Source organism: Pseudoalteromonas sp. McH1-42 (assembly GCF_022347845.1).
Lineage (GTDB): Bacteria > Pseudomonadota > Gammaproteobacteria > Enterobacterales > Alteromonadaceae > Pseudoalteromonas > Pseudoalteromonas rubra_D.
Genome location: NZ_JAKRFU010000013.1, coordinates 85966 through 104105 on the forward strand (window position 1 = coordinate 85966; position 18140 = coordinate 104105).

The window sequence follows — 18140 nt, forward strand, 5'->3', positions numbered from 1 at the left end:
AACTTAGCCTCATTTTGGCTCAAACTTGCGATACCACAAATCAACGGGTTGGCCATCTTGCTCACGAAAATGCAACACCGGTAAACCGAACTCATCAAACATAAAGAGTTCTTTATCTCCTCGCTCATCAATCCGGGTCCAAATCCCATCATCATAACTAATATGATACGGTCCGCCAGCAGGCGCGTGTTGCTGAAGCTTGACCAGTTCAATCTGTTCATTCAGGTACAATTTCCCCTGAGGGTTTTCAGGTGACAACTGAAGTAAGCTGTTTGTCAGTGCATCTGCCGTCACTAAAGGGGTTATCTCCTGTTCACACTTTCCTAATTTATAGAGACACTTGCTGGGCGTATACTGATAACTAAAGGCGGCACTTAATTTCATCTCTGAGTCACTCAATACCTTACCGTCACGAGAGCGTTTCTCAAAAAGCGCTCCCCTCAAGTTATTTGAGTGCAATGCAAAAGTAGCGATGTCATTCTCCATACTGCGTAGCTCATACATCACGCTCCGGTCAGCCAAAGAAGTATCAATCCATCTAAAATGGAAACCTATGGGGAGTTTACTCAAGTCTATATCATTCACATTATCCGGGGTCAGATAGCGATGATTCAGGGCCAATTTCAGATCTCGAATACGCGCAGGCAGCTCTGTTTCATTCTTCGCCAAAGACTTATTCTGTATCTCAAGAAGCCGCTTGAGCAAGATTTGTTGTTGTTGGGGCTCCTGCACTGACATAGACTCGTCCCAGTCTCCGCACTCTGTAATCTTTCCTTCGTAGTAACAATGCGCCTTATCCTTGCCCATCACCCCCAAATAATACACTCTGAACGTGTCAGGATCGGCCCCCGGCAAAATATTCCCCTGGTAAAAGACGTGTTGATCATTTTTCGCATAACCACCATCCACCACCCTGAACCCTTCAGGTGAAATGGTCGTCACTTGATCTTGAAAATAAATGTGCTTTTTATCTTTCGCATACTCAGCGCTTAATTTACGAAAGTCTTTTACATTAAGCCCTTTAACTCTTTTAGTTTGGTAATATACGTGCTGGTGATCGGCCCCATAGTCAATGTACAACCCTCGAAATGATTTTGCTGACGCGCCTGTCACGCGCTCCCCTTCGAAAAAGACGCATTCTCGATCTTTAGCAAACCCACCTACGTCGAAGACCTTAAACGTATCTATATCACAAGGGGTAAATACTTTGTCTGTTCCCAGATAAACCTTATTATCACTGAGCAAATAGCCCCGATAGTTCCACTTGTCGTCAATTACCCGCACATTATCGGGATTCGCACCACGGACAATTTCCCCCTTGAAATACACATACCGTTTATCTGCCGCATAATACTGTGAGAGTTTACGAAAAGTAGCGGGATCTGCGAACGGGATAGAACCCCCGGATTTAAACACCAGATGCTTGTCTTTGGCATAGCCAAAACGATCGATCACCTCAAAAGTGGCCGGATCAACATTGTTGAGCGACCGAGTAACCGAGGTTTGCCCACCCAGTCCTATCCTGTCTCCATATAGAACCTGATTGGTCTTGGTATTGACAATATAGCCCCGTTCAGGTGCCGTGGTGTTACAACCCACAAGCATAAGGGCTGTCAGCAAGAGTAGTAGTCGATTAGTCATGTCAGGTACCCTGAGCGTCATGAGATAATGTCAGTTTACTCATGGTTTCTCCCAAACGAAACAACATTCCCTTTTAAGGTCCACTGTATAAAGGCCTCTCTATTCACAGTCGACTATCACACCCAGGTTTGACTTGAAAAAGCTGCGATTAGCCCAGCTTATACTGTTATCTTGTGGTTAATTTTTGCTAGAATGGCGACAAATTTTTTTGGAGAACCGTCAATGGCAATGTTTGTAGTGGGACACAAGATCCCAGACTCAGATTCAATTTGTGGTGCAATTGCACTGGCTTACCTGAAGAATCAAATCGGTGAAGAAGCGATCCCAACACGTTTGGGCGATGTCTCTCCTGAGACGCAATTTATCCTTGACCGATTTGGCTTTGAAGCCCCTGAATTAAAGCTTAGCTACGCTGGCGAAGAAGTGTATATCGTTGACCATACAGAGAAAACACAAGCGCCAGACGACATCGATGAAGCCACAGTAGTGGGTGTGGTTGATCACCACAAACTGGGTGATCTGACTACCTCAACCCCGCTTGAGTGCTGGATCCGTCCGGTCGGTTGTAGTAATACCATCATAAAAATGATGTACGACTTCTATGGCGTTGAAATCCCACAGGGGATCGCTGGCCTGATGATGTGTGCGATCCTGAGCGATACCGTGATCTTCAAATCACCAACGTGCACCACCGCAGACATTAAATGTGTGGAAGCACTCGCGGAAATCGCGGGCATCGAAGATTTTAAAGCTCTGGGCATGGAAATGTTCAAAGTAAAATCAGCAGTAGAAGGCACACCGGCGCGCGATTTGGTCATGCGTGACTTTAAAGACTTCAACATGAATGGCAACCTGGTTGGTATTGGTCAGCTGGAGGTCATTGACCTGTCAGTATTCGATGACATCAAAGCCGATCTGGAAGCTGATATTGCCAAGCTAAAAGAAGAAGGTGGCCGTCACTCAGTATTACTGCTATTAACCGACATTATGAAAGAAGGCTCACAAATGCTGATCGCCTCTGACGACGAAAGCATTGTGGCAACTGCCTACCAGGTCACACCTGAAAATAGCCGAGTATGGCTGGATGGCGTGCTGAGCCGTAAAAAGCAGGTCGTTCCACCACTGCAAGATGCATTCGCATAAACCTTGCTAAACAAATCCCAAAAAAGCCCTGATCCAGTCAGGGCTTTTTTTGCCTGGTTGCTGTGCGCAGCAGGCGATGTATGCCCTTCCGTATTGCTAATACCAATTTCACTTAATACCTGGTCTATTTGAAGGAGCAAATAGGACGCTAACAGCGTTAAAAATTTCTCATTTAGAACAACTAAATAGCAAAATAAAAAATTGCACACATGGTGTTGGCCAGGCTTCTCAGGGTCCACGAGTCAAATTTCTGAGCGCTGATCAGATAAGACACTGCACCCCACCAGTTGGCAAAAGAGAATTGCGGAGCAAAGCTAGCAACCACATAACGGACCACAACCACAGACTGCAAATGTGTGAGTTTGCTAACCAGTATTAAACTCAGTGCAAAGCTCAAAGCTCAAAGCAGCGACAAAAATTGCGACTGAGCTAGAACCACCAGCAGGATATATTGGCAGGCATAAAAGACAGGCAATAAAAAACCCAGCCTGAGCTGGGTTTTTCAAATCTGAAAGCGAATTACTTGATTTTCGCTTCTTTGAAGATCACGTGCTTACGTACTTTAGGATCGTACTTTTTGATCTCCATTTTTTCAGGCATGTTACGCTTGTTCTTGTCGGTAGTGTAGAAATAACCAGTACCAGCAGTAGAAACTAGACGGATCTTATCACGCATGATTTAAGCTCCTTATACTTTTTCGCCGCGAGCACGGATATCAGTCAATACCGCGTCGATGCCTTTTTTATCGATGATACGCATACCTTTAGTAGTAGTGCGTAGAGTAACAAAGCGCTTTTCGCTTTCAACCCAGAAACGGTGTGTTTGCAGGTTAGGTAGGAAACGACGCTTAGTTGCGTTGCGCGCGTGTGAACGGTTGTTACCAACAACCGGGCGCTTACCTGTAACTTGACAGACTTTAGACATGTCTATATATCTCCAATAACTTCGCTCGAGCTTAATTTCCCCTTAGGCCTTCAAACTGTGTGCCCTGGGTAAAATCAAAGGGCGCTCTTTATACAGTATTTACAGGCAGAGTTCAAGGATCTGATGATATCCTAATCAGCTCATTGGTAAATTTGATAGCGGCCAATTATAATGATCCATGGCCGCTTAGGAAAGTAAAAACTGCATTTAAATTAAACTATTTTTAATTTATGCTGGGAAAGCGCGCTGAAACACGCCAAATACGGCTCCTCCCCTGCTACAACAGCCCTCTTTGCGCAAATGAAAGACAACAGCTACCAGCCACAATTAAGTGATCATGTACCTGAATATCCACCAGCGCCAACGCTCGCCGCAATTTATTGGTGATCAACCTGTCAGCTTCACTGGGTTCGGCGACCCCGGAGGGATGGTTGTGGGCAAAAATCAAAGCAGCAGCATTGTACTTCAGCGCCGCCTTCACGACTTCTCTCGGATAGACACTGGCAGCATTAATGGTGCCGGAAAACAACACTTCATCACGGATCAGACGATTCTGGTTATCTAAAAACAGTGCCATGAAAACCTCATGATGCAGCCCTTTAAGCTGTATTTTAAGATAATCGCTGACTGCCTGAGGTGAACCAAACTGCGTATCACGTACCACGTCTTCCAATAAATAACGCCGGCTAAGCTCCAGTACCGCCTGCAACTGCACATATTTGGCTTCGCCAACACCTTTGTATTGGCAAAACTCACTGCACGTTACGTTCATTAACTCCTGCAAAGAGCCGCTTTGATCAATCAGCGACTGAGCCAGCTCAATTGCATTCATCCCCGCAACCCCGGTGCGTAAGAAAATAGCCAGTAGTTCAGCATCACTGAGTGCACTGGCACCACTGCTTAGCAGGCGCTCTCTGGGCCGCTGCATTTTAGGCATTGCCATCAACTGCATGTTTCCTCCTTGTTGGTATCCGTCACGTCACTGTGACTTTCTGAGTGTAGACAGCTGGCAGAATAATTCAAAACCCGGGGTAGGCTATGTTATCTTAGCGCTAGTTTTCATTTGCAGGGGCCGAGCATGAGCCAAACACACAAGCGTATTCTTCTGGGGATCAGCGGTGGGATCGCCGCCTATAAATGTGCCGAACTGGTACGACGATTAAAAGACCATCACTGTGACGTCAAAGTCGTCATGACTGAATCTGCAAAACAGTTCATTACTCCCCTGACCATGCAAGCGGTATCGGGCGAACCCGTCGCAGATTCTCTGCTTGATCCGGCAGCCGAAGCCGCCATGGGCCATATCGAGCTGGCCAAGTGGGCCGATCTGGTTTTAGTCGCACCAGCCAGCAGCAATATCATCGCCAAAATGGCCGCAGGCATTGCCGATGATCTGCTCACAACCTTGTTGCTGGCAACCCCTGCCCCAGTTGCCATTGCGCCCGCTATGAATCAGCAAATGTATGCACACCAGGCAACACAGGCAAACCTCTTCACACTCGCAGGTAGAGGCGTTACTGTCTGGGGTCCCGGTCAGGGCGAGCAAGCCTGTGGGGATGTCGGCAAAGGCCGGATGCTGGAGCCCCATGAACTGGTGTCACTGGCGTTAGATGCACTCACCCCTGAAGCCCCTATACTGGCCGGTAAAACGGTGACCATCACAGCAGGCCCAACCCGTGAAGCGCTCGACCCGGTGCGTTATATCAGTAACCACAGCTCTGGCAAAATGGGCTATGCACTGGCTGAAGCCGCACTGGCGCTGGGCGCTGACGTACATCTTATCTCAGGCCCGGTCACACTCACACCGCCACATGGCTGTACAGTGCACGCTGTAAGCAGTGCACAGGATATGCATCAGGCCGCGATGTCACTGGCGCCCGGTTCAGATGTCTTCATTGGCTGTGCAGCCGTTGCGGATTATCGTGCCGCAGATATCGCCGAGCAAAAAATTAAAAAACAGGGCGATGAAATGACTCTGACACTGGTGAAAAATCCGGACATCATTGCTGACGTTGCTGCACTAAAAGCACATCGGCCCTATACCGTCGGCTTTGCCGCAGAAACGCAAGATGTGGCCCAATACGCACAAGGCAAACTGAAAAACAAAGGGTTAGATATGATCTGCGCCAATGATGTCAGCCAGGAAGGGATTGGCTTTAATGCTAATAACAATGCGCTGACCCTGTTTTGGGATAATGCGCAACAATCTTTACCACTGGCAAGTAAGTCAGAGTTAGCACTTACTGTCGTCAAAGCAATTGCCGGTAAACTTAATTAAGTTCATGTTAAAAGACTGGAAAGAAGCTGAATAAAGCATTAACATGGCCAGATAATTGAGTTTAGGGCTCTGTAAGTAGTCGCTCAGGCGAGCACAGCGACAGGCCACTATTGAGCCCGCTCCTACTAAAATAACGATAATCATAAAGGAAACCTCATGCCAGCGACTAAACGCAGTAATCGCAAAGAGCAAATACTTCAATCCCTTGCGCAAATGCTTGAAACCAGTCCAGGGCAGCGTATTACCACCGCCAAACTGGCGACAGAAGTCGGCGTATCTGAAGCCGCACTGTATCGTCACTTTCCAAGTAAAGCCCGCATGTTCGAGGGGCTGATCGAGTTTATTGAAGACACTTTGCTGTCACGGATCAATTTAATCCTGGAAAACGAAAAAGAAACCCAAAGTCGTATCTACAATATCCTGATGCTGTTACTCACTTTCTCAGAAAAGAACCCTGGGATCACCCGTATTCTGACCGGAGATGCGCTTCAGGGTGAGCAGGAAAGGTTGCGCGAACGTGTTCAGGGATTGTTCGAAAAACTCGAAACTCAATTCAAACAAGTGCTCCGTGAACGTAAGTTGCGCGAAGGCAAAACCTTTGCCAGTGATGAAGCGGCTTTGGCGAACTTTTTCTTAGCTTATGTTGAAGGTAAAATGAACCAGTTTGTGCGCAGTGACTTTAAAGCCAAGCCAGCGGCCAACTTTGCCAGCCACTGGCAAGAGTTACAGCGTATCTGGCTGGCGTAACCCGCTTGCTGCAGATTATTGCAAACCTTGTCAGGTGGGCACAGCCCGCCTGGCTTTATCCAGTTTTTTCTCACACCCAACGCAGCACAGTTTAGTCTCTCAGATAAAAGTGTTACAAAGTTACAATTCCTATCGAACAAGAATCATATTATGACGTTTGCCAAATCTTTACTCACGGCCGCCCTGTTTTCAGCAACCAGCCTCGCAGCCAAACCCAGCCTGGAATTCAATGATGTATTTGACTTTAAATACGCCCAGGGCCGGGTCTTGTCAGAAGACGGGCGATTTGTCGCACTAAGCGCGCAACCCTATCGGGGAGACAGCACAGGACAGGTGTATGACCTCAGTAGCAAGAAATTAATTGCCAGTGTCGAACGCGGCACCAAAGCCCGCCTCAATCGTGCGGGCAACTGGGCTGCTTTCACTCAAGTTCCAAGCCTGCTGACGTCAGAAACCACAGACAAAAAAGCGCGTAAAAAGCTTAAGCGCGCGCTGGTGCTGGTCAATACGCACAGTGGTGAACAACGCACTTTTGACGCTGTTAAAGACTATCAACTGAGCGACGATGGCCGCTGGCTGGCCTATCGACAGGATGTGGAAGCCGATAAATCAGATAAAGCAGAGAAAAACACCGACAGTGCGATCCCGGCAGACAAGAAAGACAAAACCTATCCTCTGGTGATTGTGGATTTAACCTCACAGCAGCAGTATCAGTTTGAGCAGGTTGGCCGCTATGCCTTGAGCCCCGCGGAATATGGCGTACTCATGAGCCAGCATAGCGAAGACGGTGCTGATAACCAAATTCAGTATTTTGATTTGAGTCGGGCACAGGCCAGCGTATTAATAGAAGAGCCAGGCATCACTTTGTCCGCGATCGCCTGGCACCCCTACTCATCACTGGTGGCCTTTACCGAAGGCAATTATGTCAATGACGATACACGCCGCCGTGCTTATCAAGTGCGGCTATGGGATGCCAAAGTAGATCGCTTCACACAAGTGCCTCAGCCGCAGGGCTGGTATAGTGCAAAATCTGCCGCATTAAGCTGGTCAGAGCAAGGAGAGCGGCTCTATTTTGAGAACCGCCCGTTACTTTCCACAAAACCTGACGAGAAAAAATATCAGGATCAGGCATCACTGACCGACCTTGATACTATTATGGCTCAATCAGGCCTGAAGGTCTGGCATAATGAGGATGCCCAGATTAAACCCCGGGAGATTAATACCTGGGAGGAAACTAACCGGGAACGCAACTATCAGGCAGTTTATCACCTGGGAAGCCAGCGTGTTGCCCAGCTAAGTGATGAAACAGCCCGTGATATTACCTTAAATCCTGAAGCCGACTTCCTGCTGGCCAGCAATGATCAGCCATACCTGAAACAGATCATGTATAAAGGCTTCTATGCGGATTATTATGCCGTACAGGTTGCCACTGGTGCACGCAGCTTTATCGTCAAAGAGACCTCGAATCGTCCGACGCTATCGCCAACCGGTCAGCACGCAGCCTATTTCCTGAATGATCAGCTTTGGCTTAAAGATCTGCATGCACAAAAAGAAACCGCCATTAGCAAGGCCGTTCGCGACGCACTGTTTGCAGATGACCGTCACGACTATCCAGAACCCAATCCAGGATACGGATTTGCAGGCTGGCAACGAGATGGCAGTACACTGTATGCCTACAGTAAATTCGATATCTGGGCCTTTGATAGCAAAACGGCTCAGGCAAAACGTCTGACACGAGGCAAGGAAACCCAGACACAATACCGGGTGATCAAACTGGATAAAGACTTTGTCGGCTTCGCTGCTGATGAACAGGTCTACCTGTCGGCACATAGCCTTGCCAACAAACAAACACACATTGCCAGGCTCAACTTGGCCACAGGCAAACTAACCACCCTGACTTCAGGTGAAGCAAAATACAGCTTACTAGAAAAAGCCAAACAAACGGATACGCTGCTGTTTACCAGACAGAGTTACCATGAATTTCCGGATCTGTGGCAAACCAACAGTACCTTTAGTCAGCGTCATCAAATCACCAACCTGAATCCTCAGCTCAGCACCTTCGCGTGGGGGCAAAAGCCGGAACTGGTACAGTATCAGGGTTATAATGGCGAGCCCTTGCAAGGGGTGCTGATCAAGCCTGCGGACTATCAGCCAGGTAAAAAAGTACCGGTAGTCTTCTACTTCTACCGTTATATGAGTCAGCGTATGTACGACTTCCCACATATGGTACTAAATCACAGGCCTAACTTGCCGATGTTTACCTCTAACGGCTATGCCATCTTCCTGCCTGACATTCGCTTCGAAATTGGTTATCCGGGCCGCTCATCCACCCAAACCTTAGTGAACGCGGCGCAAAAGCTCATTGATTTAGGGATTGCCGATCCAGATAAAATTGGCCTTCAGGGACACTCCTGGGCAGGCTACCAAAGCGCCTTTGCCGTCACTCAAACGGATATGTTTAAAGCCGTGGTGTCCGGTGCGCCGGTGTCGAATATGACCTCAGCCTACAGTGGCATTCGTCTGAAATCAGGTCTGGCACGTCAGTTCCAGTATGAAACCGGGCAAAGCCGCATCGGCAAGACACTGACCGAAGCACCTGAGCTGTATATTGAAAACTCGCCGGTGTTCTATGCTGACAGGGTTAACACACCCATTCTGTTGATGTTTGGTGACAAAGATGGCGCAGTACCATGGCAGGAGGGGATCCAATACTATCTTGCACTGCGCCGTCACAACAAAGATGCTATCTTCTTACAGTACGAAGGCGAGCCGCACCACCTGAAACAATTCCCGAATCAGGTGGACTACTCTGTTCGCATGAAAGACTACTTTGATCACTACCTGATGGGTAAACCTGCTGCCAACTGGATCAAGTCAGGGATCCCTTATCGCAAAGAGAGCAGTGATTAAATTAAAAAAGCCGCTACATAGCGGCTTTTTCTTTACTTTAGGCGCTAGCGTTTTGCTGCGCGGCCTGAGGGCTTGTTCTTGCCCACTCTGGGCTTGGTATTGGCCTGATTAAACTGACCAAAGCCGCTGTGGCGCGTCAGCGCTTTCGTGCCCGGTTTGCGTCGGGTACTCCCTTTGCCTTCGCTGCGACCGGCCTCAGGTACCAAGCACTGTGGCCCGCGACCAATGAGATTCGCCTTGCCCATTTTCTTCAGGGCCTCGCGGATCATCGGCCAGCCAGCCGGATCGTGGTAACGCAGAATGGCTTTATGCAGACGGCGTTGCTTCGCCCCTTTAGGCACAGCCACCACTTCTTTGTTGTTTTTGATGTTACGCAACGAGTTCATCTCGGTATGATAGATGGTGGTTGCATTTGCCATCGGTGACGGATAGAAGTTTTGCACCTGATCCAATTTAAAGTCATGGGCTTTTAGCCATAGCGCCATGTTGACCATGTCTTCATCTTTGGTGCCCGGGTGTGCTGAGATAAAATAAGGGATCAGATACTGCTTTTTACCCGCTTCTTTAGAGTATTTATCAAATAACTCTTTGAACTTGTCATAGGTGCCCATGCCAGGCTTCATCATTTTAGACAAAGGTCCCTGCTCAGTGTGCTCAGGCGCAATTTTTAAATAACCGCCAACATGGTGGGTTACCAGCTCTTTGACATAACGCGGATCTTCAATGGCCAGGTCGTAACGCACACCCGAGGCGATGAGGATCTTTTTCACCCCTTCAACGTCACGTGCCTTGCGATATAGTTCTATGGTCGGAGTATGATCTGTGTCCATGTGCTTACAGATATCCGGATACACACACGACAGCCGACGGCAGGTGCTTTCCGCCTTTTTACTCTTACAGCGCAACTTATACATGTTGGCCGTCGGGCCACCCAAATCTGAAATCACGCCGGTAAATCCAGGCACTTTATCGCGGATCTGCTCAATTTCATCAATGATTGACTGCTCAGATCGGCTCTGAATAATACGCCCTTCATGCTCAGTAATAGAGCAGAAACTACACCCACCAAAACACCCGCGCATGATGTTCACCGATGTTTTGATCATGTCGTAGGCCGGGATCTTTTCTTCCCCGTAGCTTGGGTGAGGAATGCGCTGATATGGCAAACCAAAGACCTCATCCATTTCGTCCGTTTCAAGCGGATAAGCAGGAGGGTTGACCCATACACTGCGATCGCCATGACGCTGGAACAAGGCCCGGGCACAACCCGGATTGGTTTCCTGGTGCAAAATCCTGGATGCATGTGCATATAGCGGTTTATTGACACTCACCTGCTCATAAGCAGGCAACTTAACGTAGACTTTTTCCCAGGGTTTCAGGCGGGGAGGTTGCACCATAATAGGTTGAGCCTGAGCTGCATCCTGCGCTTTTTCAGCCTGTACAAATTCTGACTTACTACAACCAACATCATCAGCGCCGTAAGGGTTTGGGATAGGATCAATTTTGCCTATTTTATCGATTGCCGTTGAGTCGCTACCACGCCACTCAGGCAACGGCTCCTTACGGATCACCGCGGTGCCGCGCACATCCTGTATGGTGTCAATCGATTCTCCATTCGCGATACGATGCGCCACCTCAACCAACGGGCGCTCGGCATTGCCGTAGATCAGTAAGTCTGCTTTGGCATCAAAGATGATACTGCGGCGCACTTTTTCCTGCCAATAATCATAGTGTGCAATCCGACGCAAACTGGCTTCAATCCCCCCAATCACCAAAGGTACGTCTTTGTAGGCCTCGCGACAGCGTTGACTGTATACCACAACAGCACGATCCGGACGTTTACCACCGACATTGCCCGGCGTGTAAGCATCATCGTGACGAATGCGCTTTTCCGCTGTATAGCGGTTTATCATCGAGTCCATGTTGCCCGCGGTCACACCAAAGAACAGGTTCGGTTTGCCCAGACTCATAAAGGCGTCTTTGCTGGACCAGTCTGGCTGCGCGATGATCCCGACACGAAAGCCCTGTGCTTCTAACACCCGGCCTATCACTGCCATACCAAAACTAGGGTGATCCACATAGGCATCACCGGTCACTATGATGATATCGCAGCTATCCCAGCCCAGCGCATCCATCTCGGCGCGGCTGGTAGGAAGAAACGGGGCTGGACCATAACATTCGGCCCAGTACTTGGGGTAAGAAAAAAGCGGGCGCTCGGCCTGTAACGCATTCATGATGACGGCTCAATGCTGAAAAAAGAAGCGGATTATACTAAAAAGCACCATGGCTTCCCAGTACTAGCTTTTCAAATACGCCAGTAAATCGGCTTCAGCCATAGGTCTGGCAAAGAAAAACCCTTGTACTTCATTACATCCCAATGCACGCAAAATATCGGCTTGTTCTTGCGTTTCCACACCCTCAGCAATGGTTTTAAGGCCCAAATGGCGGCCTAAGGAGATCACCAGCTCGGCAATTGCGCCTGAGTCTTCGTGCGGGATCCCTTTCACAAATGCCCGATCAATTTTAAGTCTGGCAAGTGGCAGCTTTTGTAAATAACTCAACGAAGAGAAGCCAGTGCCAAAATCATCAATAGCGACTTCCACCCCAAAGGACTTCAGCTCACTCAAAGTATGTACCACAGTATTAATTTCATCCATCACCACGCTTTCCGTGACTTCAAGCTCAATTTTTTGTGGCTCAACATCATGATCCAGAATGGTTTGTTTAACCTGCTGTGCATAATTGGAGACCTTAAACTGCGGCACAGAGACATTGACGGCCACACTGATATCATGCCCCAGTGAACTCAGCTGCTTCTGCATCATACATGCCTGCTCCAGCACCCACTGGCCAATTTCGACAATCAGCCCGGCATCTTCTGCCAAGGGCACAAATACCGCAGGCGAAATGTAATCCCCCTTGCCGGTGGGCCACCTCAATAAGGCCTCACACCCAATTACCGTCATGGTTTGTAAACACAACTGAGGTTGATACCAGACCTCTAGTTTTCTTTGTTCAAAATCTTGTCGAAGCTGGCGGATCAAACCTAATCGCCAGGCCATTTTTTCTTCCAGATCAGAGCTATACCAGTTGAGCGTTTGGCGCCCTTGCTTTGCCTGGTTCAGAGCAATATAGGCCAGTTTCAAGGTTTCCAGGCCTTGTGGTGAAAAGTCAATTTGACAACATACGCCAATATGAAAATGCATTGTCAGTACATGCTCACCAACCTGGTAGGGCACAGTGAGCGCGTCTAAAAACAGGGTTTCGTCGAAACTTTGCTTGGGTAACAGTACCCCAAATACATCAGCACCAATACGCGACAATAATTCTCCCTGTGGGCATTCCTGCTGCAAGCGCTCTTTAACAGCCAATAGCAGCAAATTGCCCACTTCCTGGCCTAAGCCATTGTTGATATCCGAAAACTGCGCAATATCAATCAACACGAATACCAGCTGATCTTGCTCTGGTTTATAATACTGGGCTATCTGATCGACAAAGTTTGCCCGGTTCGGCAGACGGGTCAGCGCATCTTTATAGGCAACATCGCGCAGTTCATTGATCAGCTTAATATTATCGAGGCCCACACTGACATTGGTTAAAAAGATTTCTGCAAACTGCATCTGCGCCGCATTGGGTGGCTCTGCCAGTTCAAGATAAATAGCGGCACGGCGATTTTTACCTTGCAGTAAAAAGGTCACATCGTGATCGGTTTGCTGATGTGCATCCATATCAAAGCAGTTTTGTACTTGCATGATCACTCTGCCGTTATCTATCTGCTCCAGCCCCTGGCCAATGTGTGCTAAATAAGGTTGTGTACCGCCGAAGACCAGCACCTTTGCGTCTTTCTCTATCGCACCAGCCACCAGACCATGTGGCTCTGAGCCCAGGATCTTAGCCAACTGGTTGACCACAGACAGACCAAAAGAGGGCATATCCGTGTGGCCCAGGATCGCATGAGATGCCTCCAGAATATTGGTCAATGCCACACTTTGTTGTTCGAGCTCGCAGATTTGTTGATAGGACCGAATGGCCGTCAATAAAGAGGTAACCAGCTTCCCACGGGTCAGCTCGGTTTTCATTTTGTAGTCATTGATGTCGTATTCACGAATGACTTTTTCTTCGGGGGCATAGCCCGGTTGCCCTGTACGCAAAATAATTCGCACGGCGTAGTTACCGAACTCATCACGCACTTTCTTTACCACCGACAGACCCGCATCATCACTTTCCATCACGACATCGAGTAACAAGATGCAAATTTCGGGATGCTGTGACAAAACCTCAAGTGCTTCTTTGCCCGAATAAGCATGATGAAATTTGAGCGCGCGCCCCCAGAACTCTACGCCGGATAAAGCCAGTTTTGTGACCGAATGGATCTCCGGATCGTCGTCCACAACCAGTACATCCCAATACGCGCTGACCGTTTCTTGTGAGTCATGCGTTGAGTCTTGATCCGCAAACAAAAACTCTTCTTGTTCTGACGCCATCATCAACCTTATGTTCAACTACTTAGTTTCTGCGCACATGGCATATTTGCCTATGTGTTATCTTTTAAATTATGATAGGTTTTTACTATCAAGATCCATACCCGTTAACACTCAAGTAATATTATAGTCGATGTTCAACAACTTGTGCTCGTTAACTAAATAATATAGCGGCTCTATGCAGGTTATGACAGCAACAATTTTTCGGACATTCACGTTCAGCATTGTTTTGATATTCGGCCTGGTTGTGGTCACCGCTTTACTTCCCTCTGACTACCGGGCGCAGACAACACAACGGATCACCATCAATGACCTGCAAACGGTAAAAACCTATTTAGATGCCAACCACTGGCAAGGATTATTGACGCCGCAAGCCGATTTACAGCTGCTCTTTCTGACTAACGCCAGCCAGGTCGGAGGGTATGGTGAATTGCAACACCCCTGGGGGCTGGCAGAAGTCACAGTGCTGAGCCTGAGCCAACAGCACGTAACGGTACAACTCAGATTCAATGCTGAGCATGTCGCACATATCGAGCTATTACTCAAGCCACAAGCCGATATATTGGAGCTGCAGCTCAGCGCCCAAGGTGAGAACCACACTCCGTTAATCGGAGGACTCTATGCGCGTTTTGCGGCCTATTATACAGAACAACAACTCAAATTAATGATGAACCAGCTGATCAGCCAGTTAAAACTGCGCGCACAAGGAGCGGTATGACAATAAAAAATGCCCAGGCCCGTTCCAGTTTAGCCCTTCTTATCGAAGAGAAACTGGGATATGCCATGATCAAACAGCCCAAAGCTGCGATTCAATCCGAAGACCGACGCTTTGCGCAAACGCCTAACCCCAATCAAAATCAATTTATTGTCCGCAGTGAACATGGGGTGCTCAAACGCGCACTGAAACGCAATCAATTGCAGCGTATTGCACAACAACGCAATATCGAGTCCATTATGGGGATGTCACTAACCTTGTGCCCGGATGTTACCAGCCGGGGGCGTCCGGACCCCGATTGGCTGGAGCATTTTATTGCCCTGGCAGAAGATATTGCCAATAGTGCCATGCAGAAACTCTGGGCGAAAATCCTGGTTGGCGAGTCAATCGCACCGGGCACCTTTTCAATCAAAAGCTTGCAAACATTGAAACAGATGACACAGAAGGAAGCGGATGCCCTGCAGCGGTGCGCCTCCTTATGTGGCTACCTTGAGAAAGAAGACAGTTATTTAATTTTACTGGGCTTTTATAAAAAGCCTTCGCTGTTTGATTTACTTCGAAAAGGCACAAAAGAATCACTGAATCTGGCTCAGGCAGGGTTGAGCTTTCCTCATATTCTGACGCTAATGGACATTAACCTCATTTATCGACAAGAGATTGAATCTGCCAACCTGCAAAAGGGCCAGTCGCTGACGCTCGCCTATCAGGGTAAACACCTTGCCATCGAAGCCAACAGCAACGATCTGGTGCTGAGTTATTACAAACTGACGCAAACTGGCGATGAGCTGAAAAAGCTGATCAATACACCTGTCAATAAGACCTACAGGCAATTACTTTCAAAAGCTCTGGAAGAGGAGTTTACCCTGACCTGGGGTACCTGAAGAATGGGGAATGTATCAAAGCAACAAACAGCCCCTTGATACATTCCTGTTTAACGGTCTAGTTAGAAGTGCACCTGCAAGCCGGCAAATGGACCTGATGCATCGATATCTGTAGTGATGTCATCAACGTCATCCAATTCGACGACCATAGAGCGATAACCCGCACGAACTGCTACATCGACAGCCATATTATCGATGAACTCCCAGGCGACCCCAATCTGGAAGTCCTGGATCTTACTGTCATCAATTGCCAGCAAGCTGCCTTCAGCAAACACACTCAACCCGGTCAGTGGCAAACCCACTTCCCCTCTCAGATAACCCAGTGGGATAAAACCTGAAAAGTCGACAGTCTCTGTAGTGGTTTCACCATTGGCAAAACCCGTTACGCTGATCTCGCCATCAAAATGCTTAGCATTTAAACCAAAGTCGAACGAAATCAAATCGTTATCAAACAGCTCGTAATACAAGATGTAATCCATGTGGTCTAAATCACCCACGGTATTTACCGTACCGCCCACGGTGAAGCTTTTATCACCGAAGTCGAAGGTTTCATTTAGTACCGCAGAACCATCTAGTTGTAACTCGGTATATTTGAGCTTAACGTTCGGGACGAGTGGTACCGGGTGCTCAAGCGCGGCGTAGAAGCTTGAGAAGTTTTTATCAGAAAAGTCAAAGTCTTGCTGATTACCCTTGTTCGCAAAGCTACCTTCAGGCTCTGCGCCCCACGCTTCACCACCTAGGTACAGACCTAACAGAGTGTCTGCTTGTGCTGCAGGTGCGAGGCAGGCCAGAGATAAGGCTGCCGCTAAACAGTACTTTTTCATTTATTTATCCTTGCGCTAAAAGTTCACTGAGTTCAATAAGAGCCGCATTGGCTCGGGAAATATAGTTCGCCATCACCAGTGAGTGATTGGCTACCAATCCAAAACCACTACCATTTAAAATCATCGGGCTCCACACGGTCTCCTGTGTGGCTTCAAGTTCCCGAATAATCTGTTGCAGGCTCACTTTTGCATTTTTCTTCTCGAGCACATCCGCAAAGTCGTATTCTACCGCTCTTAAAAAGTGTAACAGGGCCCAGGTGGCACCGCGAGATTCATAAAATACATCATCAATCTTCCACCATGATGTTTTCACTTCATGGTGATTCGCCGCATAGGTTGCCTGATTAGCAGCACTGTCACCTGCCAGATCGGTGTTCAGCCTATCCTGACCGACACTGGCACTCAATCGTTGGCTTAAACTCCCCATCCGTTTTTCCGCTTCTTTTAGCCAGCCTCTGAGATTATCCGCACGGGCATAAAACTGACTAGTTTGATCGGCCGGGTTGGAAATTTGTAGCAGGTAATCATTAAGGTGAGCAATACCAGTACGATACTCCCCTTCTGCACTGGGCCATAACCACGCCGTGGAACTAATGTTAAATTGTGGCTGGGCTTTTTTCAGGCTGGGATGTTCAGTCGATTGCGACTGAGAGCGACTAAAATCTTTGCGCATAGACAAGGCCATATCGCGCACCATCTCAAGCGCACCATATTCCCATGCCGGCATGTTATCCATCATCACACTGGGTGGTAGTACGTCATTAGACAAATAACCACCGGGTTTATCGAGTAAAGTTTGCGATACTGTGATTAAAGTATGGGTCGTCACATAGCCCGTCACGAGCTGGGTATTTGATTGCTCAGCATGACGTTTAGCACTGCCGACCACATCGAACTGGTCGGGCTCAACACTCCAGTAAATTGCGAGGCCATACCCCAGCAGCAATACTGCGACCAGGCCAGCCCAAATCTTACCCATGTGATTGTGTGTGTTGTGATCCATCAATACTCCTAGTGATGCTGATGTCCATTTTTCGCGTTATGCATCTGCGCTTTAAGCGACACCACTTCAATCAAGCCATAGACGCGATTGCCATCAGCAAAATATAGTGTAAGTTTACGATTTTCGCCTACTTTTAATGGTTTGGTCGGCTCAAATGCCATCAGGTGATAGCCACCGGGCTTAAACTCAACTTGACTGTTAGGCGCAATCTCCAGTTTTTCTATCTTTTGCATGCGCATCATGCCATTAACATGTGCGTGTTCGTGGACCTCCACTCGCCCAAGCCCTTCAATTTCAGCTTTGACTAGTGTCACCGCTTGTTGGCTGTTATTGGCAAGTGTGAAGTAACCGGCAGTAGAGCTGGCCGCGGGCAAAAAGTCACGCAGTGTTGCGTGCGTCAGTTGCACTACGCCCTGTTCGGCGTGCGCATGGTGATGAGATTCGCCATGCGTGTGGTCCGGATGTGCCTGTGACATCCAAGGCAATGAACACAGCATAAAAAAGGCTAAATTTTTGATCATAAGCGCTTTCCTTGTTGAGTATAGTCCGTTTACTATACCACATTGCCCCTAGTTTAACGCGCTTTCATCACC

Annotated in this window: 15 protein-coding genes; 6 read left to right on the forward strand and 9 right to left on the reverse strand. The window is 48.2% G+C overall.

All coding sequences use genetic code 11. From position 1 onward, the window contains the following. Positions 1-9 precede the first annotated feature (9 nt). Positions 10-1641, reverse strand: a complete 1632-nt coding sequence (locus MHN31_RS13165; RefSeq protein WP_239444465.1) for a DKNYY domain-containing protein — start codon at positions 1639-1641, stop codon at positions 10-12. A gap of 222 nt (positions 1642-1863) precedes the next feature. Here MHN31_RS13165 and MHN31_RS13170 point away from each other — a divergent pair, with 222 nt between their 5' ends. Next, entirely contained in the window at positions 1864-2784 is a 921-nt protein-coding gene (locus MHN31_RS13170; protein WP_010383675.1) for a manganese-dependent inorganic pyrophosphatase, read from the forward strand. Between the two features lie 519 nt (positions 2785-3303). On the opposite strand, the gene rpmG is transcribed toward MHN31_RS13170, so the two are convergent. From rpmG to radC, 3 genes are all read right to left on the reverse strand, one after another. Beyond that, entirely contained in the window at positions 3304-3459 is a 156-nt protein-coding gene (gene rpmG, locus MHN31_RS13175) for a 50S ribosomal protein L33 (RefSeq protein ID WP_005493124.1), read from the reverse strand. Positions 3460-3471: 12 nt separating this feature from the next. Continuing rightward, a complete protein-coding gene (gene rpmB, locus MHN31_RS13180; protein ID WP_010383680.1) occupies positions 3472-3708 on the reverse strand; it encodes a 50S ribosomal protein L28 in 237 nt (78 codons plus the stop codon). Between the two features lie 277 nt (positions 3709-3985). Further along, complete coding sequence (radC, locus tag MHN31_RS13185) at positions 3986-4660, reverse strand: DNA repair protein RadC (RefSeq protein ID WP_239444466.1); 675 nt, start codon at positions 4658-4660, stop codon at positions 3986-3988. A gap of 126 nt (positions 4661-4786) precedes the next feature. On the opposite strand from radC, the gene coaBC reads away from it, so the two are divergent. The 3 genes from coaBC (at position 4787) to MHN31_RS13200 (ending at position 9643) form a co-directional block, all read left to right on the forward strand. Beyond that, positions 4787-5986: a bifunctional phosphopantothenoylcysteine decarboxylase/phosphopantothenate--cysteine ligase CoaBC gene (coaBC, locus tag MHN31_RS13190; RefSeq protein ID WP_125558889.1), complete on the forward strand. Its 1200-nt coding sequence runs from the start codon at positions 4787-4789 to the stop codon at positions 5984-5986. A 156-nt stretch (positions 5987-6142) separates the two neighbouring features. Then, positions 6143-6733, forward strand: coding sequence for a nucleoid occlusion factor SlmA (gene slmA / locus MHN31_RS13195; RefSeq protein WP_010383685.1), 591 nt, complete (start codon positions 6143-6145; stop codon positions 6731-6733). A gap of 150 nt (positions 6734-6883) precedes the next feature. Next, positions 6884-9643, forward strand: a complete 2760-nt coding sequence (locus MHN31_RS13200; protein WP_239444467.1) for a prolyl oligopeptidase family serine peptidase — start codon at positions 6884-6886, stop codon at positions 9641-9643. Positions 9644-9687: 44 nt separating this feature from the next. Here the strand turns inward: MHN31_RS13200 and MHN31_RS13205 are convergent, their stop codons facing one another. Continuing rightward, positions 9688-11877 (reverse strand): YgiQ family radical SAM protein, encoded by a 2190-nt coding sequence (locus MHN31_RS13205; protein WP_125558885.1) that lies wholly within the window; start codon positions 11875-11877, stop codon positions 9688-9690. 63 nt (positions 11878-11940) lie between these two features. Then, positions 11941-14127 carry an EAL domain-containing protein gene (locus tag MHN31_RS13210; RefSeq protein ID WP_194867501.1) on the reverse strand — a complete coding sequence of 729 codons (2187 nt, stop codon included), beginning with the start codon at positions 14125-14127 and terminating at the stop codon, positions 11941-11943. Positions 14128-14311: 184 nt separating this feature from the next. Between MHN31_RS13210 and MHN31_RS13215 the strand changes: the two genes are divergently transcribed. Next, the gene (locus MHN31_RS13215; RefSeq protein ID WP_125558881.1) at positions 14312-14842 is read left to right on the forward strand and encodes a hypothetical protein; all 531 of its coding nucleotides are present in this window, start codon (positions 14312-14314) and stop codon (positions 14840-14842) included. Further along, positions 14839-15720 carry a TIGR03899 family protein gene (locus MHN31_RS13220; RefSeq protein ID WP_125558879.1) on the forward strand — a complete coding sequence of 294 codons (882 nt, stop codon included), beginning with the start codon at positions 14839-14841 and terminating at the stop codon, positions 15718-15720. Before MHN31_RS13215 ends, MHN31_RS13220 begins: the two co-directional genes overlap by 4 nt. Before the next feature lie 62 nt (positions 15721-15782). Here the strand turns inward: MHN31_RS13220 and MHN31_RS13225 are convergent, their stop codons facing one another. From MHN31_RS13225 to MHN31_RS13235, 3 genes are read right to left on the reverse strand one after another with little or no spacing between them, the layout of a single operon-like run. After that, the gene (locus MHN31_RS13225; RefSeq protein ID WP_125558877.1) at positions 15783-16544 is read right to left on the reverse strand and encodes a TIGR04219 family outer membrane beta-barrel protein; all 762 of its coding nucleotides are present in this window, start codon (positions 16542-16544) and stop codon (positions 15783-15785) included. A gap of 4 nt (positions 16545-16548) precedes the next feature. Continuing rightward, positions 16549-17547, reverse strand: a complete 999-nt coding sequence (locus MHN31_RS13230; protein ID WP_125558875.1) for a DUF2333 family protein — start codon at positions 17545-17547, stop codon at positions 16549-16551. Positions 17548-17555: 8 nt separating this feature from the next. Further along, complete coding sequence (locus MHN31_RS13235; protein WP_125558873.1) at positions 17556-18068, reverse strand: copper chaperone PCu(A)C; 513 nt, start codon at positions 18066-18068, stop codon at positions 17556-17558. Between the last annotated feature and the right edge of the window lie 72 nt (positions 18069-18140).

Excerpts from the sequence above, each read along its gene's own strand:
- MHN31_RS13170 (WP_010383675.1), top strand. The coding sequence starts at position 1,864 with ATGGCAATGTTTGTAGTGGGACACAAGATCCCAGACTCAGATTCAATT.
- rpmB (WP_010383680.1), bottom strand. The coding sequence starts at position 3,708 with ATGTCTAAAGTCTGTCAAGTTACAGGTAAGCGCCCGGTTGTTGGTAAC.
- MHN31_RS13225 (WP_125558877.1), bottom strand. The coding sequence starts at position 16,544 with ATGAAAAAGTACTGTTTAGCGGCAGCCTTATCTCTGGCCTGCCTCGCA.
- MHN31_RS13220 (WP_125558879.1), top strand. The coding sequence starts at position 14,839 with ATGACAATAAAAAATGCCCAGGCCCGTTCCAGTTTAGCCCTTCTTATC.
- MHN31_RS13230 (WP_125558875.1), bottom strand. The coding sequence starts at position 17,547 with ATGGATCACAACACACACAATCACATGGGTAAGATTTGGGCTGGCCTG.
- MHN31_RS13210 (WP_194867501.1), bottom strand. The coding sequence starts at position 14,127 with ATGGCGTCAGAACAAGAAGAGTTTTTGTTTGCGGATCAAGACTCAACG.
- slmA (WP_010383685.1), top strand. The coding sequence starts at position 6,143 with ATGCCAGCGACTAAACGCAGTAATCGCAAAGAGCAAATACTTCAATCC.
- MHN31_RS13165 (WP_239444465.1), bottom strand. The coding sequence starts at position 1,641 with ATGACTAATCGACTACTACTCTTGCTGACAGCCCTTATGCTTGTGGGT.
- MHN31_RS13205 (WP_125558885.1), bottom strand. The coding sequence starts at position 11,877 with ATGAATGCGTTACAGGCCGAGCGCCCGCTTTTTTCTTACCCCAAGTAC.
- radC (WP_239444466.1), bottom strand. The coding sequence starts at position 4,660 with ATGCAGTTGATGGCAATGCCTAAAATGCAGCGGCCCAGAGAGCGCCTG.
- MHN31_RS13200 (WP_239444467.1), top strand. The coding sequence starts at position 6,884 with ATGACGTTTGCCAAATCTTTACTCACGGCCGCCCTGTTTTCAGCAACC.
- coaBC (WP_125558889.1), top strand. The coding sequence starts at position 4,787 with ATGAGCCAAACACACAAGCGTATTCTTCTGGGGATCAGCGGTGGGATC.
- rpmG (WP_005493124.1), bottom strand. The coding sequence starts at position 3,459 with ATGCGTGATAAGATCCGTCTAGTTTCTACTGCTGGTACTGGTTATTTC.
- MHN31_RS13235 (WP_125558873.1), bottom strand. The coding sequence starts at position 18,068 with ATGATCAAAAATTTAGCCTTTTTTATGCTGTGTTCATTGCCTTGGATG.
- MHN31_RS13215 (WP_125558881.1), top strand. The coding sequence starts at position 14,312 with ATGACAGCAACAATTTTTCGGACATTCACGTTCAGCATTGTTTTGATA.